The sequence below is a fragment of the Microbacterium sp. P5_B6 genome (assembly GCF_056400345.1).
Genome location: NZ_JBFULL010000008.1, coordinates 1 through 23,452, shown reverse-complemented (window position 1 = coordinate 23,452; position 23,452 = coordinate 1). Strand labels below are relative to the sequence as shown.

Genomic DNA, 23,452 nt, shown 5'->3' with positions numbered 1-23,452 from the left:
CGGATGCCTCTGCCCCGGCATCCGGTCGCCCTCGAGCAGACGGGCGAGCAGCCCTCAGGAGATCGTGAGCAGCTGGTGACCGGCGGACACCGTCGTGCCGGCGGTGGCGTTGATCGCGCCGATCACGCCGTCCTTGTGCGCCTGGATCGGCTGCTCCATCTTCATCGCCTCGAGCACGACGACGAGATCGCCCTTGACGACGGACTGGCCGTCCTCGACCGCGACCTTGACGATCGTCGCCTGCATCGGCGACTTGACGGCATCTCCCGATGCGCCGGCGACGACGGTCTGCGCGTGGGAGCGGCGTGACGGCGGGACGGCGGCGGGGCGCCCCGCTGCCGGTGTCGCGACGATGCGGTCGGGCAGGCTGACCTCGAGGCGCTTGCCGCCGACCTCCACCACCACCGTGTGGCGGTTCTCGGCCGGCTTCGGGCCGTCGAGCTCCCCGTCCCACGGCGGGATGTCGTTGACGAACTCCGTCTCGATCCACCGCGTGAAGACGCCGAACGTGCCGTCCTCGGCAGTGAAGGCGGGGTCGCGCACCACCTTGCGGTGGAACGGCAGCACTGTCGGCAGCCCTCCGACCTCGAACTCGTCGAGGGCGCGGCGCGAGCGCTCGAGGGCTTCGGCGCGGTCGCGGCCGGTGACGATGATCTTGCCGAGCAGCGAGTCGAAGGCTCCGCTCACGCTGTCGCCGGCCGTGACGCCGGAGTCGAGGCGGATGCCGGGGCCGCCGAACGTCTTGAAGACCTTGATCGGCCCCGGTTGCGGCAGAAACCCGCGACCGGGGTCTTCGCCGTTGATGCGGAACTCGATCGAGTGCCCGACGGGCTCGGGGTCGTCGTAGCCGATCTCCTCGCCTTCGGCCAGGCGGAACTGCTCCCGCACGAGGTCGATGCCCGTGACCTCTTCTGAGACCGGATGCTCGACCTGCAGTCGAGTGTTGACCTCGAGGAACGAGATCGTGCCGTCGGCGCCGATGAGGAACTCGCACGTGCCCGCTCCGACGTAGCCGACCTCTTTCAGGATGGCCTTGGACGCCGAGTACAGCGTCTCGTTCTGCTCGGGCGAGAGGAACGGCGCGGGAGCCTCTTCGACCAGCTTCTGGTGCCGGCGCTGCAGAGAGCAGTCGCGCGTCGAGACGACCACGACGTTGCCGGCCGCATCCGCCAGGCACTGGGTCTCGACGTGACGCGGCTTGTCGAGGTACTTCTCGACGAAGCACTCGCCGCGCCCGAAGGCCGAGATGGCCTCACGCGTCGCCGACTCGAACTGCTCGGGCACCTCGTCGACCGTGCGGGCGACTTTGAGGCCCCGACCGCCGCCGCCGTAGGCGGCCTTGATGGCGATCGGAAGGCCGTGCACCTCGACGAACTCCAGCACCTCCGCGGCGCCGGACACCGGACCAGGGGTACCGGGGGCGAGCGGGGCGCCGACCTTCTCGGCCACGTGACGGGCGGTCACCTTGTCGCCGAGTGCCTCGATCGCATCAGGGCTCGGGCCGATCCACACGAGACCGGCTGCGATGACAGCGCGCGCGAACTCGGCGTTCTCGGCGAGGAACCCGTAGCCGGGGTGCACCGCGTCGGCGCCGGCGCGGCGGGCGACGGAGAGGATCTTCTCGATCGACAGATACGTCTCGGCGCTTGTCGCGCCTTCGAGGGCGTACGCCTCGTCGGCGAGACGCGCGTGGAGGGCGTCGCGATCCTGGTCGGCGTAGACGGCGACCGAGGCTCTGCCCGAGTCGCGCGCCGCACGGATGACACGGACGGCGATCTCGCCGCGGTTCGCGACAAGGACCTTGGCGATCTTGGGCATCTTGCCAGCCTACCCAGGGCAGGGGGTGCCCCTTTGGTCGCCCTGCACAAGAAACAACCAGAAAGGTGTGGGGACGTCTACGAGGCGGACCAGAGGTCCGGCCAGTCGACGGCGAGGTCCCGGACGAGGCCCCGAAGCGTCGAGAGCGACATTCCCACCACGGTCGAGGGATCCCCTTCGACCCGCTCGATGAACGCTCCGCCGAGACTGTCGATCGTGAACGCGCCCGCCACGTGCAGCGGCTCGCCCGAGGCGACGTACGCGGCGATCTCGGCATCCGTGACATCCGAGGCGAAGGTGACGGATGCCTCGGCCACCGCATGCGCCTCCTGCGGCACTGCATCGGGCTGGAGGCGGTACACCGAGTGCCCGGAGTGCAGCACGCCCGTGCGGCCCCGCATCGCCCTCCACCGCGCCGTGGCGGCCTCGGCCGTGTACGGCTTGCCGAGCACCTCGCCGCCGAGCTCGAACATCGAGTCGCCCCCGATGACGATGCCGTCGAAGGCGGGGTCGTCCTCCGCCACGCGGGCCGCGACGTCCGCCGCCTTCCGCCGAGCGAGCAGCAGCACGTGCTCTGACGGCGTGAGGACTCGCCCCTCGGATGCCTCGACCGCCGCGATGACGGCCTCTTCATCCACATCCGGAGCCGCCGTCTCCGGCTCGATGCCCGCCTGCCGCAGGAGCATGAGCCGAGCCGGCGAGGTCGAGGCGAGCAGCACGCGCATGCGCCCACGCTACCGCCGGGGGTCTGAACGGCCGAGATCGATCAGGTCACGCCGGCGAAGCGCGGCTGGACATCGCCCAGGGATCGCCGCCACTCCTGTGCGAGAGTCGAAGGCATGCATGCGGACTTCATCGACCTCGACATCACGGACGTCGCCCACGGCGGCGTCTTCGTCGGACGCCACGAGGGCCGGGTCGTCTTCGTGCCGGACGCCATCCCGGGCGAGCGCGTCCGCGTCAGGCTGACGGATGCCGGCGCATCGGGCGACTCGCGCAGCTTCTGGCGCGGCGAGGCGATCGAGATCCTGGATGCTTCGCCCCACCGCCGCCCGCACGTGTGGCGCGCGGCCGATGTGGACGTGGCACCGGAGGAGCGCCCCGGCGGCGCCGATTTCGGTCACATCCGGCTCGAGCATCAGCGCGAACTCAAGAGACACGTCCTCTCGGACGCGCTGACGCGCATCGGCAAGCTCGACCTTCCGGTGTCACTCGCCGCACCCGCCGAGGAGTCCGCCGACGGCACGGGCTGGCGCACCCGGGTCAGCCTGCACGTCGACGACGACGGTCGCATCGGCCCGTTCGCCGCGCGGAGCCACCGCGTGATCCCGGTCGAGGATCTCCCGCTCGCGACAGCTGAGGTCGCCGAGGCGGCGCGGCGGCTCGACTCGGCGCGGCCCGGCCGGGTCGACCTGGTGCAGCCCGCTGATGGGCGGGTGCGGGTCATCCCACGTCCCGAGACGCCCAAGGCGCCGCGGCGCCCCGCCGGTCGTGGGCGCGGGCGCTCGTCGCGGCCGCAGCCCCCGGTCGAGAACAAGGCTGCCAAGGAGGTCGTTGTCGAGGAGGTTGCCGGCCGCTCCTTCCGGGTCGACGCGGGCGGCTTCTGGCAGGTGCATCGACGTGCCGCGCAGACGCTCACCCAGCTCGTGGCGGACGAGCTTCGAAAGGCAGGTTCGGTGGATCCGGATGCCTGGCACCTCGACCTCTACGGCGGCGTGGGGCTCTTCGCGGCGACGCTGGGCGAGCTGGGCGGACCCTCGACCCGGGTGACGACTGTCGAGTCCGACGCGCGGGCCACCGAGCGCGCCGGCGAGAACCTGGCCGAGTGGGTGGGCGCCAGGGCCGAGACGGCGCGCGTCGACCGCTGGGTCGCCTGGCTGGAGGACGAGGCATCCGAGGTGCAGCGGGACCGGCTGTCGGGCGGTGTCGTGCTGCTGGACCCGCCGCGCTCCGGCGCCGGACGCGAGGTCGTCCAGGGTGTGGCGGCGCTCGGTCCCGCGACCGTCGTCTACGTGGCATGCGATCCCGTGGCGCTGGCGCGGGACCTCGCGACCTTCCGGGCCGCCGGCTACGAGGCCTCTCACGTGAGCGCGCTCGACCTCTTCCCGAACTCGCACCACATCGAGGCCCTCGCCACCCTCACCCGGGCAGCCGCCGCACGCTAGATTTGGCCGCATGACGCGTGTGGCCCTCATCGACGACCACGAGTCCGTGCGGCTCGGGCTCGAGGCCGCGTGCGCGCGAGGGGGAAGCGAGGCGGTCGTCTTCTCGGGCAGCACCGTGACCGACTATCTCGACTGGCGGCGGTTCAGTCGAGCGGTGCCGGCGGACGTCGTCGTCCTCGACCTGACGCTCGGAGACGGCACCACGGTCACCGAGAACGTCCGGCGGCTCGCCTCCGACGGCTCGAGCGTGATCATCCACAGTGTCGCCGACCGGCCCTCGGCGGTGCGCGAAGCTCTGGCGGCCGGTGCGGCCGGCGTGGTGAGCAAGGCCTCGCCGATCGGCGAGGTGATCGCGGCGATCCGCACGGTCGCGCACGGCGAGCCGCTCAACAACGTCGAGTGGGCGAGTGCCGTCGACGGCGACCGTGCCTTCGCGGACGCCCAGCTCTCCACCCGCGAGCGCGAGGTGCTGCGCCTCTACGCGGCAGGACTCCCGCTCAAGGTCGTCGCCGAGCGCCTCGGCGTCGCGTACTCCACCGCGAAGGAGAACATCACGCGGGTGCGGATCAAGTACGTGGAAGTCGGGCGCCCGGCGCCGACGAAGGTCGACCTGCTGAGGCGTGCGATGGAGGACGGCATCCTGTCGCAGCCTGCCGGGGGCGGTGCGGGTGACGGCTGACGCCGAATCGGCGGTGCTCGCCGACGCCTGGGGCCACATTCCGCAGACGCGGGAGACGACCGCCGGACTGGGCTCGTTCACGCGCCGCCGGATCGAGCGCTCGATCGGCGTCGCCGCCGGCGTCGGGTCGCTCGTGCTCGGCCTCCAGGCGTTCCTCGCGTCGCTCGCGCCGGGCGACGAAGCCCCCGGATGGCACAATTCGCTCGTCGTCGTGACGTTCGGCACGCTCGCGCTCATGGTGATCGCCTGCTTCATCGGGCGGGGGGTCAAGGCGTTCGCGACCCTGTTCGCGCTCGCATACCTGGCGGCGCTCGTCCTCTGGCCTTTCGCGACGCTCGGCTCGAGCCCCGATCCGGTCACCGAGCCCTGGATCTGGTACCTCGTCAACGTCGCCACGATCGCGGGGGTGCTGGCGTTCCCGTTCACCCTGCAGCTCGCCTGGACGATCCTGCTCCCGCTGGCGTTCGGGACGGTGCGGCTGATCCAGGGTGGGTTCGGTGGCGAGTACTGGGTCCCGGTCGTGCTGGACGTGTCGTTCGCGCTGATCCTCGGCGGCATCATCCTCGCCCTCGCGTGGCTCTTCCGCAGGATCGCCGCGAACGTCGATGAGACGCGCATGCGCGCCGTCGAGTCGTATGCGGCCGCTGCCGCCGCCGACGCCGCCGAGGAGGAGCGCATCGCGGTCGCCGCGCTGATGCACGACAGCGTCCTCGCGGCGCTCATCGCGGCTGAGCGCGCCCACACCGATCGCGAGAGCGCGCTCGCGGTGACGATGGCGCGCGAGGCCCTCACGCGCCTCGCGAACGCCGAGCAGGATCCCGAAGAGGGCACCGACGAGCCGACGGATGCCGCGACCATCGCCGATCGGATCGAGAAGGTCGCGCACGAGCTGGGGGTCGAGGTCACCGCCGAGCGCACGATCATGGGCGACCGTGCCATCGTGCCCGGGCGCGTCGCGCGGGCCTTGTCGCTCGCCGCTATGCAGGCCATCACCAACGCCGTCGAGCACGCCGACGGGGAAGGACTCGCGCTGTCGGTGCGCGCCCTGCCCGACCCCGCGCGCGTGCGCATCGAAGTGCGCGACAACGGCGCCGGCTTCACGCTCGAGGACGTCCCGGACGACAGGCTCGGCATCCGGGGATCCATCATCGCGCGGGTGGCGGCCGTCGGAGGCACGGCGAGGATCATCTCGGGCGAACGCGGCACGACGGTGCGGCTGGACTGGCGAGAGGCGGGCCCGTGATCAGCGTCCGCACCGTGCTGGTGTCGCTCGGCGTCGCCTTCACCGCGTACCTCGCCGTGCGCGGGCTGGCGTGGACGGCGGCGGTCGCCTACCCGATCGTGATCGTGATCGCGCTGAGCATGTATCTCATCACGACCTGGCTCTGCATCTTCTGGGACCCGCGTGAGGCACCTCGCGCCGACGGGGAGCATCCGTCGCCGCCGGTCGGCGTGCGGGGCCCGACGACTCTGCCCCGCTGGGCCTGTGTCCTCGCGCTCGCGTGCGCCGTCCTCGTGCCGAGCAGCATCGCGCTCGGAGTCGGTGCCGACTCACGGACCGAGCCGTTCGCCACCTGGTATCTCGGCGGGATCGGCGTGCTCATGACGATCGTCATGGTCCGTCGCCGCCCGCTGGTGGCCTGGGCCGGGATCGTGGTCCTCGCCGCGGCGGCGATGGCATGGATGGGCGTGGTCCCCGCGCTGCAGCTGGGTCTCGTCGGCTCGATCGTCTGGGTGGTCGTCGCTCAGCTGCTGCTGTTCTCGATCGACCGGGCGGCGCGCGACACCGCTCACCTCGCGCAGCTCCAGCGCGCAGCATCCGCTTGGCAGGCGTCTCAGGCCGGCCGGCAGCGCGAGCGCCGTGTGCAGGTGCAGCGTGCGCTCGCCGTGGCTGGACCGGTCCTGAGCCGCACGGTGGCCACCGGGGGCCGGCTGGACGACCAGCAGAGGCTCGAAGCGCGCGTCGCCGAGGGGGCGCTCCGCGACGAGATGCGCGGCCCCCGCCTGCTCGACGACGAGGTCCGGTCGCAGCTGGAGGCGGCGCGCCGCCGCGGTGCGACCGTCACGGTTCTCGACGAGGGCGGTCTGGATGGAACGGATGCCGCGTCCCTCGCACTCATCCGGGCGCAGCTCGCCGAGACCGTCAGCACCTCGCAGTCGGACCGGCTGTACATCCGCACGTCGCCGGACGAGCACGTCGCCGTGACCGTCGTCGGCCGCTCGGCGGCCGCCTCGGGCCACGCCGATGAGGACGTCGTCGAGCTCTGGCACGAGATCGAGCATCCCGACTGATCGGGTCGGCGCCTGACGGTGCCGCGCCGCTGCCCGGAGGCAAACTCGCTCCCCGTCCCGGTGGGGGAGGGGAACCGGGGCGGGGAGCGGAATCGAAGTGGCGGGGGGCGGCAGAACGCCAGCCCCCCGCCGTGCGGACAGTTACCCGAAAACCGTCCGCGTGGCCGAGCCTGAAGCTGCTTGGGACAGTCAGGTCAGCCGAACGCCTAAGCGTTCCAGCAGTTCAAGTATCCCGGGGCGCACGCACGGCGTCTGTAGGTATTTCGGGGGACAAATCGGAGGGATTTCGGGGGACACAACGGCGTCGAGAGCCGCGCCGGAAGCCTCAGCCCCGGGTCCAGCCGACCTCTCGGCGCAGCGGCTCGCGGAACGACCGCTGGCTGACCGACCAGGCCGAGCGCACGGCGGTCTCGTCCGCCACGGCGGCGGCGGCTTCCTCGACGTAGGCCTCGCTCACGACGGCCACGAGAGCCGCGAGCTCCAGATCCGTCGGCGCGCCGCGCAGCACGTCGACGGTGATGCCGTCGGCGGGGTGGCTCCCCTCGGCGCTCACAGCGGGATGTTCCCGTGCTTCTTGGGCGGAAGGCTCGCGCGCTTGCCGCGGAGGGCCCGCAGCGCCTTGGCGATCGACACGCGCGTCTGGGCAGGCTCGATGATGCCGTCGAGCTCGCCGCGCTCGGCAGCGAGGAACGGCGAAGCCACGTTGTAGGTGTACTCGTTCGCGAGGCGCGTGCGCACCGCGGCGACGTCCTCGCCTGCCTCCTCCGCGCGCTTGATCTCGCCCCGGTAGAGGATGTTGACAGCGCCCTGACCGCCCATGACGGCGATCTCGGCCGTCGGCCAGGCCAGGTTCACGTCGGCGCCCAGCTGCTTCGAGCCCATGACGATGTATGCGCCGCCGTAGGCCTTGCGGAGGATCACGGTCACGAGCGGAACGGTCGCCTCGGCGTAGGCGTACAGGAGCTTCGCGCCGCGGCGGATGACGCCGGTCCACTCCTGATCGGTGCCCGGAAGATAGCCGGGCACATCGACGAGCGTGACGATCGGGATCGAGAAGGCGTCGCAGAACCGGACGAAGCGGCTCGCCTTCTCGCCGGCCTCGATGTTGAGCGTGCCGGCCATCTGCGAGGGCTGGTTCGCGATGATCCCGATCGTGCGACCCTCGATCCGGCCGAAGCCGATCGCGATGTTCGGTGCGAACAGCGGCTGCACCTCGAGGAACTCGCCCGAGTCGACGATGTGCGAGATGACGGTGTGGATGTCGTACGGCTGGTTGGGGGAGTCGGGGATGACGTGGTTCAGGGTGCGATCGGCATCCGTCGTCTCCCATTCGAACCCGGACTCGTACACCGGAAGCTCCGACATGTTGTTGTCGGGCAGGAAGCTGAGGAGGGTGCGGACGTAGTCGAGCGCGTCTTCCTCGTCCTCGGCCAGGTAGTGGGCGACCCCGGAGCGGGTGTTGTGCGTGTAGGCGCCGCCGAGCTCCTCCATGCCGACGTCCTCGCCGGTCACGGTCTTGATGACGTCGGGGCCGGTGACGAACATCTGGCTGGTCTTGTCGACCATCACGACGAAGTCGGTGAGGGCGGGGGAGTAGACCGCGCCGCCGGCGGCGGGGCCCATCACGATCGAGATCTGCGGGATGACACCGGATGCCGCGGTGTTGAGGCGGAAGATCTCGCCGTACTTGCCGAGGGCGATGACCCCCTCCTGGATGCGGGCGCCGCCGGAGTCGAGCATCCCGACGCACGGCATGCCGCCCCGCATCGCGAACTCCATGATCTTGATGATCTTGTCGCCGGCCGCCTCGCCGAGCGATCCGCCGAAGGTCGAGAAGTCCTGCGCGTAGACGGCCACCGTGCGGCCATGGATCGTGCCGACGCCCGTGACCACCGAGTCGCCGTAGGGCCTCGACTTGTCCATGCCGAACGCGGTCGTGCGGTGCCGCACGTACTCGTCGAACTCGACGAACGAGCCGGTGTCGACGAGCTGCTCGATGCGCTCGCGAGCCGTCCCCTTGCCCTTCGCGCTCTGCTTCGCGTGCGCTGCCAGCTCCGCGTCGACGACGGCCTCCTGGTAGCGCGCGCGGAGGTCGGCGATCTTGCCGGCGGTCGTGAAGAGGTCGGGCTGGTCGGTCACGCTTTCCAGACTATCGGCGGGGGCAGGCAACCCGTTGGAGGGTTCGCACAAGGGGTGGCGGCATCCGCTGTTCCGTGTCTGTGCCGGTCGCGACCGCCGTCTCGGTCCGCCGACCGCCGTCAAGCCCCGCGGTCGCATGCGCGCGGCGCGTAGGGTGTCGAGCATGTCGATGCCCGCCGAAGGCTTTCCTCTCGCCGCCGCCGTGAGTCCCCGTGTCCAGGTCGTCGAGTCGACCGGGTCGACCAACGAGGACGTGGTGGACGCCGTCATCAACGATCCCGAGCAGTGGCCGCACCTCTCGCTCCTCCTCACGCACGATCAGCGAGCCGGTCGCGGGCGGCTCGATCGCACCTGGACCACACCGCCGGGCACCGCGCTCGCCGTCTCGCTCGTCGTCCGCGTGCCCGATCTGCCGGTGCAGGCGCGCGGGTGGATCCCGCTCATCGCCGGGGCCGCCATGACGCGGGCGATCAGGGAGCAGGTGCTCACCACCGGGCACGAGGCAGACCTCAAATGGCCCAACGACGTGCTGCTGGACGGGTCGAAGATCTGCGGCATCCTCGCCGAGGTGGTTCCGGATCACCCGGACGCCGTGGTCATCGGGGCGGGTGTCAACACGCGCATGCCGCGTACCGACCTCCCCCTTCCCACCGCGACGTCCTTCGAAGCCGCCGGCCTCGTCTGCGACGAAGACCGTCTGCTCGCCGACTACGTGCGCGAGGTGGATGCCCAGTTGACGGCACTGACGGATGCGGGAGGGGATGCTGTCGCCGCAGGGCTGCTGGCCGACATCGAGGCGCTCTGCTCCACCGTCGGCCGTGACGTGGTCGTCTCCCTCCCGGACGGGTCGAAGCTCGAGGGCAGGGCCTCGGCGATCGACATCGAGGGCCGGCTGGTGGTCGTCGACGAAACCTCCCTGGCTGCGGTGTCGGCAGGGGATGTCGTCCACGTCCGGTGAGCTCGTCGTTGCGAAGGCATTGACCGGCGACCGCGGGGTCGTCCGGGTGGATTTCGGCGGGTGAGCACCACAGTGTCCGCCGCTCGCTCCACAATGGGAGCATGACCCAGCCGGCGACGTTCGGGGGAAGACCCCAGACCCCGGCACCGGGCGTGCCCACCCCCGAGCTTCGCGTGGCCGAGTTCCGCAGTCATGCGCGCCGGCTCTTCTGGTCGGCGCTCGTGGTCATCGCCGTCGCGGGCGCGGTCGGCTTCTTCTACGGAAACCTGCCTGCGCCGTTCGAGAACTGGATGCTGCTGACCGCCGCAGCCGTCGTGCTGTTCTTCCTGGTGCTGCTGCCGTTTCTCGCGTGGTGGTCGCGCCGCTGGACGATCACGACCAAGCGCGTGATCGAGCGCTCGGGCGTCTTCGTGCCGCGACGCCGCGAGCTGACCCACGTGCGCGGCTACGCGATCCAGCTCACTCGCGGTCCCCTCCAGCGTGTGTGGCGCGCGGGAACTCTCGTGCTCTCCAACGGCGTCGACGAGCCGATGCGGCTCGCGAACATCCCGAGTGCCGATCTCGTGAATGAATGCCTCGTCGACCAGGTCGAGGTGAACCAGATCCTGGCGCATCGCGAGCTTCCGCTGCCCCAGATGCCGCCCAGCCCCTGACCTCGCGGGCGGCCTCCCGTGCGGGATGATGGAGGTTCCGTGAGAGAGGGAGTCCCATGCCTTTGCGTGTCGGAGTCGTCGGCGGCGGTCAGCTCGCCCGCATGATGATCGCGCCTGCCGTCGAGCTCGGAGTCGAGCTCCGCGTGCTCGCCGAGGACGAGGGGATGGCCGCGTCCCTTGCGGCCTCGGCCGTGGGGGACTACCGAGACGCCGAGATCGTGCTCGCATTCGCGCGCGAGGTCGACGTCATCACGTTCGATCACGAGCACGTCCCGCAGGACGTCCTCTCGGCCCTCGTCGATGCCGGTGTGACGGTCCGCCCGGGCCCGGGCGCGCTGCGCATCGCGCAGGACAAGCTCGTCATGCGGGCGCGTCTCGACGAGCTGGGGATGCCGCAGCCCGAGTGGGCGGCCGTCACCGGACCCGACGAGCTCCAGGCTTTCCTCGATGCCCACGGCGGTCGCGCGGTCGTGAAGACGCCTCGCGGCGGCTACGACGGCAAGGGTGTGCGCGTGGTCTCTGCGGGGACCGAGGCGGACGACTGGTTCGCTGCGCTCGCTGAGGATGCCCGAGGCGGTGCGCTGCTCGTGGAGGAGCTCGTCGACTTCTCGCGGGAGCTCGCACAGCAGGTCGCCCGCCGGCCCTCCGGCCAGATCATCGCCTATCCGGTCGTCGAGACGGTGCAGCGCGACGGCGTCTGCGCGGAGGTCATCGCCCCTGCACCCCACGCGAGCGAGCGCTGCCTCGAGGTCGCCGCGCAGATCGGTGCGGCCATCGCCGGCGGCCTGGATGTCACCGGGATGCTGGCCGTCGAGCTCTTCGAGACCACCGATGAGCGGCTGCTGGTCAACGAACTGGCGATGCGGCCGCACAACAGCGGCCACTGGAGCCAGGACGGCGCCGTCACCAGCCAGTTCGAGCAGCACCTGCGGGCGGTGCTCGACCTTCCGCTGGGGGACACCTCGCCCCGCGCCGAGTGGACGGTGATGGTCAACATCCTGGGCGGGCCGGTCGACGGGACGCTCGACGACCGCTTCCCGGCCGCTCTCGAGGCCTACCCGGCGGTCAAGGTCCACACCTACGGCAAGGCGCCCCGGCCCGGACGAAAGGTGGGCCACGTGAACATGGTGGGCGACGATCTCGACGACATCGTCTACCAGGCGCGAGCCGCGGCGTCCCACTTCCTCGACTGAGGCGGGGAGGGGCGGGTCTGGCCGACGCCCGCGGCGTTGCGGGGATCTTCCAGCCTCGCGCCCTAGCCTTGACGAGTGACTCGCCCCCTTCATTCCTCGGATGCACCGATCGTCGGCGTCGTGATGGGCTCCGACTCGGACTGGCGCGTCATGAGCGATGCCTCGCAGGTGCTCACCGATTTCGGGATCGCCCACGAAGTCGAGGTGGTCTCGGCCCACCGCACGCCCGACAAGCTCCTCCGCTACGGCCGTGAGGCCCGGGCGCGGGGCATCCGCGTGATCATCGCGGGAGCCGGCGGCGCCGCTCACCTCCCCGGAATGCTCGCGTCCGTCACCGCCGTTCCCGTCGTCGGCGTGCCGGTGCCGCTCGCATACCTCGACGGCATGGACTCGCTGCTCAGCATCGTCCAGATGCCCGCCGGGATCCCCGTCGCCACCGTGTCGATCGGCGGCGCGAAGAACGCCGGCCTCCTCGCGGCCCGCATTCTCGGGACATCGGATGCCGAACTCGGCGATCGCGTCGAGGAGTACGCGCGAGACCTCGAGGCGCAGGTGGAGGCGAAGAACCAGCGGCTCAAGGAGTCCCTGTGAGCGTCATGAGCCCGCCGCGGTCGCCGCGGCCTGCCGCATCCGTTCCCCGCAGTGTCGTGGAGGAGCAGCCGCTTCGCTACCCGGACGCCTCGTCGCGTGGATTCATGACCCGGCGCGGCTGGTGGCTGGTCCTGCTCAACTTCCTGCTGCCGGGGTCGGCGCAGGTCGTCGCCGGCAATCGCAGGCTCGGTCGCATCGGGGTCACCGCGACCCTTGTGATGTGGGGGCTGGCGGTGCTCGGCATCCTGTCGGCCCTGGTATGGCGGACCGCGTTCGTGACCCTCGCGACCAACTGGTTCTTCCTCCTCGCCGCGCAGGCGGTCCTCCTCGCGTATGCAGTGCTGTGGGTGGTCCTGACGATCGACACGCTGCGGCTCGTTCGGCTCGTCCGGACCGGGCGCGGGGCCCGCTTCGCGATCGCGGGGGTCTCGGTGATGCTGCTCGTGCTCTCCGGCGGGGGAGCGGTGTACGCGGCCCAGGTCGCCGGCGGCCTGCGCGACACGCTCGGCTCGATCTTCGGTGCGAGCGCGGCGTCAGTTCCTCCTTCCGACGGCTACTACAACATCCTGCTCCTGGGTGCCGACAGCGGTGAGGGCCGCGACTCCATGCGCTACGACAGCATCTCGGTCGTGTCCGTGAACGCCGACACCGGAGCAGTCCACATCACCGGCATCCCGCGTGATATCCCGCACTTCCCATTCGCCGACGGGCCGATGAAGGACCTCTACCCGGACGTGCACTCCGGCCATTCCGACCCGACGTGCGGATGGGGCAGCGGCATCAACCAGCTGCGCACCGAGGTCGAGGTATGCCGCGACGGGAATGAGCTGTACCCGGATGCTGTCTCGCAGGGATCAACACCCGCGGTCGAGGCGACGAAGGATGCGGCGGAGGGGATCCTCGGCATCGACATCCCGTACTACGTGTTCATCGACATGCACGGCTTCGCGGCGCTCGTCGACGCGCTCGGCGGCGTCGACATCACCGTGGAGCAGCGCCTTCCGGAGGGCGGCGGTCCCGCGTACGAAGGGCAATCCGCCGAGGAGTGGGCGACGGGCTGGATCGAGGCCGGCGCGCAGCACATGGACGGCGACACCGCGCAGTGGTACGCCCGATCGCGGTACACGACGAGCGACTGGGACCGGATGAAGCGTCAGCGAGAGCTGCAGGAGGCGATCCTCGCCCAGTTCACGCCGACCACCGTCCTCACGCGGTTCAACGAGATCGCCGCCGCCGGCACCGCCATCGTCGAAACCGATCTGCCCCAGTCGATGCTCCCGTACTTCGCCGACCTCGCCCTCAAGGCGAAGGAGCAGCCCGTGTCAACGCTGGAGCTCACCCCCGAAAGCGGAATCGACGAGCTCGACCCCGATTACGCGTACATCCGGCAGCTCATCCAAACCACGCTGCATCCACCGTCGCCGACTCCGTCGGGGGGCTGACGATGGTCGCGACCCTGCGTGTGATGCTCGATCAGGTCGCGGCACCGACCGACCCTGATCTGGCGTCGGCGGCGCGCGAGCTCGCGCGGGCTCTCGTGGCCGGTGCGCCTGCCGGTTGCGAGGTCGAGGGGATCGTGCCCGGGGTCTCCGCCGATCGCGTCGACGTGGTTGCTGCCGAAGTGCCGGGCCTCGCCCGCCTGCACAAGGTCGCCCTCGCGCGCCGCGAGCTGGCTGCCGCGCTCCAGCTGGGCGTCGCCACCGGGGTCGGTGGCGGGATGCTGCACTCGCCGACGCTGTTCGCGCCACTCGTGAAGCACGACCGCGTCCATGACAACGACCAGACCGTCGTGACGATCTGGGATCTTCGTGCGTGGGAGGCTCCGGACGAGCTGTCGCGGACGTCCGTCGCCTGGCAGCGGGCGATGCTCAAGCGGGCGGTGAAGCACGCGGATGCCGTCGTGGTGCCGACGCACTCCATGGCCGCGCGGCTCGAGGAGCTTGCGCCGAAGCTGGGGGAGCGGGTGCGGGTGATCGCGGGAGCGGCGCCTTCGGGGTTCGCCGTTCCCTCGGACGAGGTCGGGCGGCGCCGGGTGCTCGATGTGCCGGAGGGCTTCGTGCTCCTGTCGGGCGGCGTGGCGGCCTCGGATGGGTTGGCGCTCGGGTTCGCGGCTGTCGTGCAATCCGGCCTCGATGTGCCGGTGCTGGTGATCGATGCGGGCGAGGGCGAAGAGCCCGCTGTCGCGGAGCTCGCTGCCGCCGCCGGAATCGCCGACAGAAATGTGAATGTGAGAGGGGCGCTCGATGCTGCTGACCGCGCCGCGGTGTACGGAGCGGCCGTGGCGCTCGTCGCACCCGCTGTGCGCGGCGCGTTCCCCTGGCGAGTGGTTGAGGCGCTGACGCTCGGCGTGCCGGTGATCGCGGCTCAGTCGCCGGTGCACCGCGAGATCATCGTCGACGGCGGTGTGCTGGTGATCCCGGATGCCGGCGCCCTCGGTGAGGCGTTGGCCTCGGCGCTGGGGTCAACCGCAGCGGCGGATCGGCTGGGCGTGCTCGCGGGTGACCGTGGGCGGGTCTTCGCGTGGCGCGATGCCGCCGACAGGGTCTGGCAGCTGCACGCCGATCTGTAGCCAACGCGCCGCACACGTGCCGATCGAGGGGCGACGGTAGGCTTTTCGGATGCCCAACCGCGTTGCCGTGATCGTGCGGACCAAGGACCGACCCACGTTCCTGCGACGCGCACTCGCCGACATCGCAAGCCAGTCGTTCCGGGACTTCTCCACGGTCGTCGTCAATGACGGGGGAGATCGAGCCGTCGTCGATGGAGTGGTCAGGGAGTCGACGATCGCGCACAATGTCCAGGTCTTCGACACCAGCGCGCCAGGCGGCCGATGCGCGGCGGCCAATGCCGGAGTGCGGATGGCAGAGGCGCCCTACGTCGTTCTTCATGACGACGACGACCTCTGGCATCCCGAGTTCCTCGCTCGCACCGTCGCACTGCTTGATGCGAGTCCTTCCGATGCCGGGGTGATGGTCGCGACCGAGATCATCTACGAGCAGGAGCAGGCGGACGGCTGGGTGGAGACGTCACGCGTACCGTTTTGGGACGGGCTCACCTCGGTGAACTTCACGAGCCTCCTGTCGATGAATCGTGCAGTGCCGATCTCGTTCCTCTACCGGCGTTCGCTGCACGATGAAGTCGGCTACTACCACGAAGGCATCGACACCGTGGAGGATTGGGAGTTCTACCTCCGGCTGACGGCCAAGCATCCGATCTCCTTCCTCGGAGGGACCCCGCTCGCGTACTGGACTCAGCGGCCGAACGCCCGGGGCGCGGCGGGAAACAGCATGTATGAGTTGGTGGATGCTCACGAGCGGGACGATTTGGCGGTGCGGGATGCGGAGCTGCGTGGGTGGGTGGAGGAAAACGGCATGGGATTGCCGCTGTACATCGCTCTGGTCGAGCGGCGACTCCGCGAGGACCTGACTCGCGAGCTGGCCGTCCAGCAGCACCGGATCGTGGATGAGATCTACGCGCGGCATCCGGTGTGGCGGCGACTCCGGCGTCTGCGCGCCCTCGTTCGCCGACCGGACGGACCGCGCGCCGCAGATCCCTCGTGAACATCGCGCGTCTTCGAGCTCGCGTCCGCGCCTCCCGTGAGGTGCCCGTCGCCGGGGCGCTGGTCCGGGCGGCAGACCGCCTCTGGTGGTGGTGGATCATCCGCCGGTCGGGTCTGATCGATGCCGAGTTCTATGCGGCCCAGCTCGGTATCGCCCGAGTCGCCAGGGACCCGGCGATCTGGCACTACGTCGCCCGCGGTTTTCGCAGGGGGCTGAGCCTGAATCCTCTGTTCGATGAGACCTTCGCCGGCGGAGGTCTGCCGGAAGTGTTCCGGGTCCCTGCGCTCTACGCATATCTCGTGGGAGAGCGCTCGACAATAGCGGTGCATCCCTGGTGGGATGCCGTCGGCACCGCGAATGCCGACGGCGCACCTGCTCTGGAGCGGGTCTGGAACGACCATTCGCTGGAGCTGACCCTGCATGCGGGCGACCGGGAGGCGCGCATGACGGTGTCGGCACTGAGAGAACTTGCGATCCGCGCTGCCCGGGACTGGACCCGTCGGCGGCCGGGCGGGCCCGAGGCGGTTCAGCCTGCGGGGCCTCCACCGGCTTCTCGCTGGCTCGTCCGATTAGTCCAGGCGCGGGATCGCCGCTACCACCGCAAGCTCGATCAGGCGGCGCGATTGGTGCAGACCGGTTCGGCGGCGGTGTCGATCGCCATGGTGGGAGTGGATGCCTCGCAATGGGTGTCTGCGTCGGTACTGGCTGCGATTGAGCCCGGCGTCTCGGTGCGGCTTCACCGTCCGCGGAGAACGTGGGGGAGCGTGCTGGCGGAGGAAGTCTCCGCGATAGGGCCCGATGGGCTGCTGGCGGTGCTCGATGCGCGTGCAGAGTTCAGCATGAGTGAGATCGAGGCGCTCTGGACGGAGGCGCAGGCGTCGTGCGCGATTCCGGCGCACCGTGCACTCGACGGCACGCTCGCGGGCCTCGGGGCTGCCCGAGTAGGTGCGGGACAGCCCTACCGAATCCTCTCCGAACACCCGCACGAGGATGCCGGGGCTATCGCCGATCGTGTTCTGGAAGTTCCGCTTGCGACCGGACGCACGTTCGCGGTCGACCTGCGCGCTTACCGGGCTGCGGGCGGAGTCAGCGCGGCGGGCGGCCGGGAGCTCGAGGCGTTCTCAGCGAGGCTCGGACTCCAGGGGATTCCTTCGCGCGTCCTCTTGGACGTTCTTCCCGTGCTGGAGGAGCCCGAGGTCGCGTTCCGTCCTCGGGGCAGGCGTGCGTCGGGCGGTGCGACCCCGCTTGTCGATGCGGATCGGCGGCGGGCCGAGGGCATCATCGCCGACGCGGGGTTCGATGTTCTCGGATGGCGATCCGGGGCTCAGGATGGGCCGGTGCCGGTCCTCGCCTGGCGACGCCCGACCCCGGACGCACGCCGGTGGGCCATCAAGATCTGCGCACCAGCGGGCAGACAGGGCGCTGTCTGGGGCGACACCCACTTTGCGACGGGCCTGGCCAACGCCCTTCGACGGCGCGGGCACATGGTTGTCATCGACGCCTACGACGCTCGCGACCGCGAAACCGGCTATCTCGACGATGTGAGCGTCGCCATCCGCGGGCCGTACCGTATCGACGCGCCTCGGTGGGGAGTGGGCATCGAGTGGATCATCAGTCATCCAGACGAGGTCTCGCGCACCGAGGTGGCGGGTTTCGACCGGGTGTTCGCCGCATCGGTCGGCTGGGCGCAGCGGGCCAGCGATAGGTGGGGACTGCGGATCGAAACGCTGCTGGAGGCGACCGATACCGATCAGTTCCGGCCGGCAGGACTCAGACGGGGCGACGACATCGTTTTCGTGGGAACTGCCCGTGGCGTCCCCAGGCCGAGCGTCGTGGCGCCGTTGGCTGCCGGCATCCCGGTGCGGGTCTATGGGCCCGATTGGCGCCCATTCATCCCGCAGTCCGCGATTGCGGCGCGGTCGATCCCGAACGCCGACCTCCCCGCGCGGTACGAGACCGCGGCGATCGTGCTGAATGACCAGTGGCCGGCCATGCGGCGCGAGGGCTTCATCGCGATGCGGCCATTCGACGCAGTGGCCGTCGGCGCACGAGTCGTGTCGGAGGCCGTCGAGGGCATCGAGGAGGTCTTCGAGGGTGCGGTGGTCGCCTACCGCGACGCCGAGCACCTCGTCGAGCTGCTGCGGAGCGATCCGGACGATCTCTTTCCCTCTGACGAGCGGATGGCCGAGATATCCAACCGGATCCGCCGCGAGCATTCATTCGATGCGCGGGCAGCCGCACTCGACGAGGCGGCCGCCGAGGTGGCCGCGGAAGCACCGCGAACGCAACGATAGGATCGTATGGGCCTGCCGCCGGTATCGGTGATCCTTCTGCGACGACTCGACCGCGACCAGTGCAGTGGGCGACGCCCCGGCTCATCGCTTCCCCCCGATCTGGTGCCGCCGGTAATCGCGCGCTCCAGCGCTTCCAACCAGACCACGTGGATGAACGCATGACGATACGAACCCTCCTCAGAAAGCTCGAGTGGCAGATCAATGCCATCCGTCACCGGGATCCGCTGTCCCCCCGGACGTTCATGCGGATCTTCGGTGCACCGCGCCGACGAGCCTGGGAACCCGGCCGGATTCCGAAGAGGGTGCTCCTGCTGCGCAGTGATGAGATCGGCGACACCGTCACCACGCTCGCCCTGCTGGCAGAGATGCGGGCTCAGTGGCCGGCCGCCAAGCTGCACCTCGTCGTCAAGCCCGGTCCCGCGACGATCTTCCATGCGACGCCTTCCGTTGACCGGCTCATCCCCTGGGTGCCGATCACCGAGGGTTCCGCCCTGAAACGACAGGTGCTCACGGCACGGCAGGGGCTCCGTCGGTTCGGTCTTCGGGGTTATGACCTCGCGGTGCTTCCGCGGTGGGACTTCGACGACACGCCCGTCCGCTACCTCGCGGTTGCGTCGCGGGCCAGGTCGATCGTGGGGTTCGCGCCCGTGCCGGATCGGGAGCCGATCTGGCTGGGAGATCAGGCACAGCTCCTCACCGACGTGATCGCGCGTGGCGAGACGCCCTTGCTCACCGTCCAGCAGTTGCGACGCGTTGCGCAGCACCTCGGACTTACGTGGTCCCAGCCTTCGAGCCCCGCAATCGGGACCGGACTCTTCGATGCCACCGACCTGCGGCGCGCCACCGAACTGGCGCATCTGCCCGAGGAACATGGCCTCGTGATCGGTGTCGGAATCGGCGCTCGAAATGCCAAGCGACAGTGGCCCATCGAAGAGGTCCTCGCCACGATGACCCGCCTTGCCGAGGCCCGCCCGATCAGCGTGCTGGTGCTCGGGGGCGAAATGGACAAGACGCGCGCCGCCGAACTGACCGCCGCGCTGCGCGACCAGCGCATCGTCGCCGCCGATCTCGCCGGCGCGCTCACTCTGAGCGAAAGTGCGGCTGCGATCTCGCGGTGTGACCTGTTCCTCGGGAACGACTCCGGGCTTCACCACATCGCGAGCAGCTTGGACGTCCCCACTGTGGTCGTGACCTGCCATCCGGCGACGGGGTCCCCCTGGAGCGACAACGCGCCGGAGCGGTTCGGCCCCTGGTCCCGTCGTGCTGTCGTGCTTCAGCCGGAACACCCCGCGGCCGGCTGCGTCGATGAGTGCATGGCCGACGAACCGCACTGCATTCTGTCCGTGCATTCCTTCGAGGTCGTGCCGGCGATGGAACAGCTGCTCCGGGAACCCGTGAGCTGAGTCGGCTACGCTCGTTCGGTCCGTGCCCCCGCCCGTGCTGCCTGAGGAAGTCTGGATCACCCATGTCTGTTCTGCCGCCGATCACTCCGCATCATGTCCTCGGCTTCGAGGCGGCGCGGGTCATCGTGATCGGTGACGCGATGCTCGACCGCTATGTCGACGGAACCGTGAGCAGGATCTCGCCCGAGGCGCCGATCCCCGTGTTGCGGGTCCGACAGGACCGCAGCGTCGCCGGTGGCGCCGCGAATGCTGCGATGAACATCGCCGCGCTCGGTGCGACGACGACCGTGATCGCATCATGGGCCGAAGACGAGTCCGGTCGCGAGCTGGAGCGGCTTTTGGCCGCTGCCGGCGTCGCTGCGACGCGGGTCGTGCGGGGCGCCGCGCCGACGATCGAGAAGCTGCGCGTCGTGGCCGGCCAGCAGCAGATCGTCCGGGTCGACCGCGAGGACACGGTGGAATTGGATGCCGTGGGCGCAGCGTCCGTGCTCCAGGCACTCCAGGCAGCTCTCGCACACGGGACCGAATCGACGGCGATCGTGATCTCGGACTACGCCAAGGGCATGCTCAATCACGACCTGGTGGACAGCATCATGACGGTCGCCAAGGGGCACAGCATTCCGGTGGTCGTCGATCCGAAGTCATCGGACATCGGCAAATATCGAGGCGCGACGGTCGTCAAGCCGAACTTCGCCGAAGCGGTGCGCATGGCCGGTCTCCACGCGGCCGCGCCGGATGACGCGACGCTCGACGCGATCGCCGACCGGCTCATGACGGATGGAATCGGATCGCTCGCCGTCTCATTGTCGGCCGTCGGCGTCGAGGTGATCGAAGACTCGGCGCGCACACGCATTCCCACTCGCGCACGCCTCGTCTCCGACGTCTCCGGCGCGGGGGACTCGATGATCGCCGGCATCGCAGTCGGCCTCGCCAGCGGGCTCACGACGCTCCAGGCCGTCCAAGTCGGGAACATGGCGGCGGGCATCGCCTGCGGGCGCCCGGGAACCGCGGTGGTCACGAGCGTGGATCTCCTCAACGAGATGCTCATCGACGCGTCTCCTGAGCGTCGTCCCGGCACCGTGGAGAACTGGGATGAACTGGCACGGCTCGTGTCCGTCGAAAAGGCGGCGGGGAAGCGAGTGGTGTTCGCAAACGGCGTCTTCGACCTGCTTCACGCGGGACACGTTGCGCTGCTGAAGGAAGCCCGATCGCTCGGCGACGTGCTCGTGGTAGGTGTCAATTCCGACGCTTCCACGACTCGCCTGAAGGGACCGTCCCGCCCGCTTCAGCCGCAGAGCGACCGCATGGCGGTCCTCGACGCGGTCCGATTCGTCGATTTCGTCACGGTTTTCGAGGAGGACACCCCCCGCGCGCTGATCCTCGCAATTCAGCCCGATGTGATCGTCAAGGGATCGGACTACCGACCCGATCAGGTTGTCGGCGGAGACGACGCGAAAGCCTGGGGCGGTCGAGTGCACATCGTGTCCCTGCTCGACGGAGTATCGACGACCCGGCTGTCGCAGGGCGAACAGGTCCGCCGCGGCTGACGCCGCAGCGGGGAGTGGAAGGAAACAGCATGGGGCTTGCCCAGGAGAATCTCCTCGAGAATGCGCGTCGGATGACCGCTCTCGCGGAGGACGCGGCCTTCGCTGACGCGTTCGAGCGCGCGGCCGGGGTCATGGTCACCTCACTGCGGGACGGCGGCACGCTCTTCGCCTGCGGCAACGGCGGATCGATGACGAATGCTCAGCACTTCGCCGAGGAGCTGACAGGTCGATTCCGGGGGAGTCGTCCGCCGCTTCGCGCGATGGCGATATCGGACCCCTCGCATCTCACATGCGTCGCGAACGACTACGGGTACGAGTTCGTGTTCTCGAAGTTCATCGAGGCATTCGCCCGGCCGGGCGACGTGCTGCTCGCCTTGAGCACGAGTGGGAAGTCTCCGAATGTGCTCCGTGCGGCGGAGGCCATGAAGGCCGCGGGTGGAATCGTCATCGCCTCGTCAGGGACGACGGACACTCCGCTTGCCGAGGTAGCGGACGTGGCCTTCGCGCTGGGAGCGAGCCGTTGGGCAGACCGGATCCAGGAGTCCGAGCTCGTCGTGATCCACTCTCTGATGCAGGCGATTGAAGACGGGCTCGGCTACTCCGCCGAGTAAACCTCCGCGCTTTCCGCACCGGGGAGGAACACTCCGACCGCCGCGGCGAAGTCGGTGAGGCTTCCGTACGTCGCGTCGGATAGCGGGTCCTCGCGTCCGTCGATGCGGACGTTGACGCACCCGCCGGTGATGCGCGCGAGCCGTCGCCCCATTTCCATGTCGGATTCCGTGTCGCCGACCATCACGGACAACGACGGGTCGATCTCGGGATGGGCGTCGAGGTACGCCTGCGCCATCCGCGGGTTGGGTTTCCTGCAGTCGCACTCGTCACCTGCGAGGTGCGGGCAGGACTGGATGGCGTCTATCCGGCCGCCGGCCTCTGCGACGGCTCGGCGCATCCGGTCGTGGATGTCCGTGAGGTCGACAGGGCTCATCAGCCCTTTGCCGACGCCCTGCTGGTTCGTGACGACGACGACGTGAGGCGCCCATCGTGCGAGTGTCCCGAGAGCACCGAGGGCACCGGGTACGAAGTCGAACTCCGCCCAGCTTCTGACGTAGCCGTCGAGAATGCGGGTGTTGATGACGCCATCGCGGTCGAGGAAGAGGCACCAGGACTTCCCGGCGCGATGTTCGACGATTCTCGCCAGCGCCCGGTCGGTCATCCTTCGACGGTAACAGTCGCTCGCGCGCCGACGGATCGGTGAAGCAGGAGGTGCCCGGTTCGACGATCTCCTCGTCAAGTTCGTCGGGGTGGGCCGACTTCCTCAGCTCCGGCTGCCACTGGATATCGTGGGTGCGAACTGCCGTCACTCGCGCGTGCGATATTCGAAGCCGGGGAGCAACACGGTCGGGACACTCGAGACGAACAACACGGTCGCAATAGAGTTCGTTTAGCGCACCCTTACGGACATGATAGATTTCCCTGGGAGACACTGCTGTCAGCGCTACCTCGAAGGAGGGGCGCCGCAACCCGTGCACCGGTCAATGCCTGTGCGTGCTGGCAGATCGCACCAGGTATCACAAAAGGGAGATGGCACGCATGGCTAAGAGCAGGCGCGACGACGATGCGGCAGATGCTCTTCCTCTGACCGCAGCAGGAGTCTTCGTGGGCAGTTCGCGCGGCGCGCTTCGGCGCCCATTCGCCATCGCCGTTGGCGTCCTGGTCATCGCACTCGGCGGGGGAAGCATCACGCCGGCAGCGGCGTACGAGGCGTCAGAGACCACCTCGATCTCCGGCACCGTCAGCCTCCCGGAGGACGTTCCCGGGGAGTGGGTGAACGCGGTCCATGTTTCGGCGAATCCGATGAATGGTGCTGGCTCAGGCGGATACTCCAACATCGACCCTGAAACCGGTCAGTACACCATCGGTGGCTTGCCGCCGGGCGACTACCGTGTGCAGTTCTCGGCGTCCAGCTACTGGGATTCCGCCGCCRGTCAGTCTGTGCCGGTGAATCTCATTTCGGAGTATTTCGAGAACACCGTCGATTACAGCAGTGCTACGGCGGTCACGACGAGTCCCGGTGCTCAGGCGTCCGGCATTGACGCCGCCCTCGAATACGGATCGCCCATCGGCGGCACGGTCACCCTCCCGGCAGACGCCCCCGTGGAA

Annotated in this window: 21 protein-coding genes; 16 read left to right on the top strand and 5 right to left on the bottom strand. The window is 69.6% G+C overall.

Annotated elements, in window-relative coordinates; genetic code table 11:
• Window positions 1-54: 54 nt before the first annotated feature.
• Window positions 55-1,818 (bottom strand): acetyl/propionyl/methylcrotonyl-CoA carboxylase subunit alpha, encoded by a 1,764-nt coding sequence (locus AC1DP3_RS12470; RefSeq protein WP_477293711.1) that lies wholly within the window; start codon window positions 1,816-1,818, stop codon window positions 55-57.
• Window positions 1,819-1,895: 77 nt separating this feature from the next.
• Entirely contained in the window at window positions 1,896-2,543 is a 648-nt protein-coding gene (locus tag AC1DP3_RS12465; protein WP_477293709.1) for a Maf family protein, read from the bottom strand.
• 114 nt (window positions 2,544-2,657) lie between these two features.
• Here AC1DP3_RS12465 and AC1DP3_RS12460 point away from each other — a divergent pair, with 114 nt between their 5' ends.
• From AC1DP3_RS12460 to AC1DP3_RS12445, 4 genes are read left to right on the top strand one after another with little or no spacing between them, the layout of a single operon-like run.
• Window positions 2,658-3,983, top strand: coding sequence for a class I SAM-dependent RNA methyltransferase (locus AC1DP3_RS12460; RefSeq protein WP_477293707.1), 1,326 nt, complete (start codon window positions 2,658-2,660; stop codon window positions 3,981-3,983).
• Between the two features lie 10 nt (window positions 3,984-3,993).
• Window positions 3,994-4,662 (top strand): response regulator, encoded by a 669-nt coding sequence (locus AC1DP3_RS12455; RefSeq protein WP_477293705.1) that lies wholly within the window; start codon window positions 3,994-3,996, stop codon window positions 4,660-4,662.
• On the top strand, window positions 4,652-5,905 hold the full coding sequence (locus AC1DP3_RS12450; RefSeq protein WP_477293703.1) for a sensor histidine kinase: 1,254 nt from the start codon (window positions 4,652-4,654) through the stop codon (window positions 5,903-5,905). Before AC1DP3_RS12455 ends, AC1DP3_RS12450 begins: the two co-directional genes overlap by 11 nt.
• Window positions 5,902-6,954, top strand: coding sequence for a hypothetical protein (locus AC1DP3_RS12445; protein WP_477293701.1), 1,053 nt, complete (start codon window positions 5,902-5,904; stop codon window positions 6,952-6,954). Before AC1DP3_RS12450 ends, AC1DP3_RS12445 begins: the two co-directional genes overlap by 4 nt.
• A 325-nt stretch (window positions 6,955-7,279) precedes the next feature.
• Here the strand turns inward: AC1DP3_RS12445 and AC1DP3_RS12440 are convergent, their stop codons facing one another.
• Together AC1DP3_RS12440 and AC1DP3_RS12435 are read right to left on the bottom strand one after the other, a co-directional pair.
• Complete coding sequence (locus tag AC1DP3_RS12440; protein WP_477293699.1) at window positions 7,280-7,507, bottom strand: acyl-CoA carboxylase subunit epsilon; 228 nt, start codon at window positions 7,505-7,507, stop codon at window positions 7,280-7,282.
• Complete coding sequence (locus tag AC1DP3_RS12435) at window positions 7,504-9,093, bottom strand: acyl-CoA carboxylase subunit beta (protein ID WP_477293697.1); 1,590 nt, start codon at window positions 9,091-9,093, stop codon at window positions 7,504-7,506. Before AC1DP3_RS12435 ends, AC1DP3_RS12440 begins: the two co-directional genes overlap by 4 nt.
• A 163-nt stretch (window positions 9,094-9,256) precedes the next feature.
• On the opposite strand from AC1DP3_RS12435, the gene AC1DP3_RS12430 reads away from it, so the two are divergent.
• The 11 genes from AC1DP3_RS12430 to AC1DP3_RS12380 all read left to right on the top strand — a co-directional run bounded on the left by AC1DP3_RS12430 (window position 9,257) and on the right by AC1DP3_RS12380 (window position 21,903).
• Complete coding sequence (locus tag AC1DP3_RS12430; RefSeq protein ID WP_477293695.1) at window positions 9,257-10,051, top strand: biotin--[acetyl-CoA-carboxylase] ligase; 795 nt, start codon at window positions 9,257-9,259, stop codon at window positions 10,049-10,051.
• Between the two features lie 101 nt (window positions 10,052-10,152).
• Complete coding sequence (locus AC1DP3_RS12425) at window positions 10,153-10,704, top strand: PH domain-containing protein (protein ID WP_477293694.1); 552 nt, start codon at window positions 10,153-10,155, stop codon at window positions 10,702-10,704.
• A gap of 56 nt (window positions 10,705-10,760) precedes the next feature.
• The gene (locus AC1DP3_RS12420) at window positions 10,761-11,897 is read left to right on the top strand and encodes a 5-(carboxyamino)imidazole ribonucleotide synthase (RefSeq protein ID WP_477293692.1); all 1,137 of its coding nucleotides are present in this window, start codon (window positions 10,761-10,763) and stop codon (window positions 11,895-11,897) included.
• Between the two features lie 123 nt (window positions 11,898-12,020).
• On the top strand, window positions 12,021-12,488 hold the full coding sequence (purE, locus tag AC1DP3_RS12415; protein ID WP_477293967.1) for a 5-(carboxyamino)imidazole ribonucleotide mutase: 468 nt from the start codon (window positions 12,021-12,023) through the stop codon (window positions 12,486-12,488).
• The gene (locus AC1DP3_RS12410) at window positions 12,485-13,930 is read left to right on the top strand and encodes an LCP family protein (RefSeq protein WP_477293690.1); all 1,446 of its coding nucleotides are present in this window, start codon (window positions 12,485-12,487) and stop codon (window positions 13,928-13,930) included. The genes purE and AC1DP3_RS12410 overlap by 4 nt, the downstream gene beginning before the upstream one ends.
• Before the next feature lie 2 nt (window positions 13,931-13,932).
• The gene (locus AC1DP3_RS12405) at window positions 13,933-15,057 is read left to right on the top strand and encodes a glycosyltransferase (RefSeq protein ID WP_477293689.1); all 1,125 of its coding nucleotides are present in this window, start codon (window positions 13,933-13,935) and stop codon (window positions 15,055-15,057) included.
• Between the two features lie 49 nt (window positions 15,058-15,106).
• Window positions 15,107-16,048 carry a glycosyltransferase family 2 protein gene (locus tag AC1DP3_RS12400; protein WP_477293687.1) on the top strand — a complete coding sequence of 314 codons (942 nt, stop codon included), beginning with the start codon at window positions 15,107-15,109 and terminating at the stop codon, window positions 16,046-16,048.
• Complete coding sequence (locus tag AC1DP3_RS12395) at window positions 16,045-18,342, top strand: glycosyltransferase family protein (RefSeq protein WP_477293685.1); 2,298 nt, start codon at window positions 16,045-16,047, stop codon at window positions 18,340-18,342. The genes AC1DP3_RS12400 and AC1DP3_RS12395 overlap by 4 nt, the downstream gene beginning before the upstream one ends.
• A gap of 59 nt (window positions 18,343-18,401) precedes the next feature.
• On the top strand, window positions 18,402-19,745 hold the full coding sequence (locus AC1DP3_RS12390) for a glycosyltransferase family 9 protein (protein ID WP_477293683.1): 1,344 nt from the start codon (window positions 18,402-18,404) through the stop codon (window positions 19,743-19,745).
• Window positions 19,746-19,807: 62 nt separating this feature from the next.
• The gene (locus AC1DP3_RS12385; RefSeq protein WP_477293682.1) at window positions 19,808-21,292 is read left to right on the top strand and encodes a PfkB family carbohydrate kinase; all 1,485 of its coding nucleotides are present in this window, start codon (window positions 19,808-19,810) and stop codon (window positions 21,290-21,292) included.
• A 29-nt stretch (window positions 21,293-21,321) separates the two neighbouring features.
• A complete protein-coding gene (locus tag AC1DP3_RS12380; protein WP_477293680.1) occupies window positions 21,322-21,903 on the top strand; it encodes a D-sedoheptulose-7-phosphate isomerase in 582 nt (193 codons plus the stop codon).
• On the opposite strand, the gene AC1DP3_RS12375 is transcribed toward AC1DP3_RS12380, so the two are convergent.
• Window positions 21,888-22,505 carry a D-glycero-alpha-D-manno-heptose-1,7-bisphosphate 7-phosphatase gene (locus AC1DP3_RS12375; protein ID WP_477293678.1) on the bottom strand — a complete coding sequence of 206 codons (618 nt, stop codon included), beginning with the start codon at window positions 22,503-22,505 and terminating at the stop codon, window positions 21,888-21,890. The two genes, AC1DP3_RS12380 and AC1DP3_RS12375, sit on opposite strands and share 16 nt — an antisense overlap.
• 377 nt (window positions 22,506-22,882) lie before the next feature.
• Here AC1DP3_RS12375 and AC1DP3_RS12370 point away from each other — a divergent pair.
• Window positions 22,883-23,452, top strand: a 570-nt coding sequence (locus AC1DP3_RS12370; protein WP_477293676.1) for a carboxypeptidase-like regulatory domain-containing protein, incomplete at its 3' end; no start/stop codon positions are given.

Excerpts from the sequence above, each read along its gene's own strand:
- AC1DP3_RS12470 (WP_477293711.1), bottom strand. The coding sequence starts at position 1,818 with ATGCCCAAGATCGCCAAGGTCCTTGTCGCGAACCGCGGCGAGATCGCC.
- AC1DP3_RS12465 (WP_477293709.1), bottom strand. The coding sequence starts at position 2,543 with ATGCGCGTGCTGCTCGCCTCGACCTCGCCGGCTCGGCTCATGCTCCTG.
- AC1DP3_RS12460 (WP_477293707.1), top strand. The coding sequence starts at position 2,658 with ATGCATGCGGACTTCATCGACCTCGACATCACGGACGTCGCCCACGGC.
- AC1DP3_RS12455 (WP_477293705.1), top strand. The coding sequence starts at position 3,994 with ATGACGCGTGTGGCCCTCATCGACGACCACGAGTCCGTGCGGCTCGGG.
- AC1DP3_RS12430 (WP_477293695.1), top strand. The coding sequence starts at position 9,257 with ATGTCGATGCCCGCCGAAGGCTTTCCTCTCGCCGCCGCCGTGAGTCCC.
- AC1DP3_RS12425 (WP_477293694.1), top strand. The coding sequence starts at position 10,153 with ATGACCCAGCCGGCGACGTTCGGGGGAAGACCCCAGACCCCGGCACCG.
- AC1DP3_RS12420 (WP_477293692.1), top strand. The coding sequence starts at position 10,761 with ATGCCTTTGCGTGTCGGAGTCGTCGGCGGCGGTCAGCTCGCCCGCATG.
- purE (WP_477293967.1), top strand. The coding sequence starts at position 12,021 with ATGGGCTCCGACTCGGACTGGCGCGTCATGAGCGATGCCTCGCAGGTG.
- AC1DP3_RS12405 (WP_477293689.1), top strand. The coding sequence starts at position 13,933 with ATGGTCGCGACCCTGCGTGTGATGCTCGATCAGGTCGCGGCACCGACC.
- AC1DP3_RS12400 (WP_477293687.1), top strand. The coding sequence starts at position 15,107 with ATGCCCAACCGCGTTGCCGTGATCGTGCGGACCAAGGACCGACCCACG.
- AC1DP3_RS12385 (WP_477293682.1), top strand. The coding sequence starts at position 19,808 with ATGTCTGTTCTGCCGCCGATCACTCCGCATCATGTCCTCGGCTTCGAG.
- AC1DP3_RS12380 (WP_477293680.1), top strand. The coding sequence starts at position 21,322 with ATGGGGCTTGCCCAGGAGAATCTCCTCGAGAATGCGCGTCGGATGACC.
- AC1DP3_RS12375 (WP_477293678.1), bottom strand. The coding sequence starts at position 22,505 with ATGACCGACCGGGCGCTGGCGAGAATCGTCGAACATCGCGCCGGGAAG.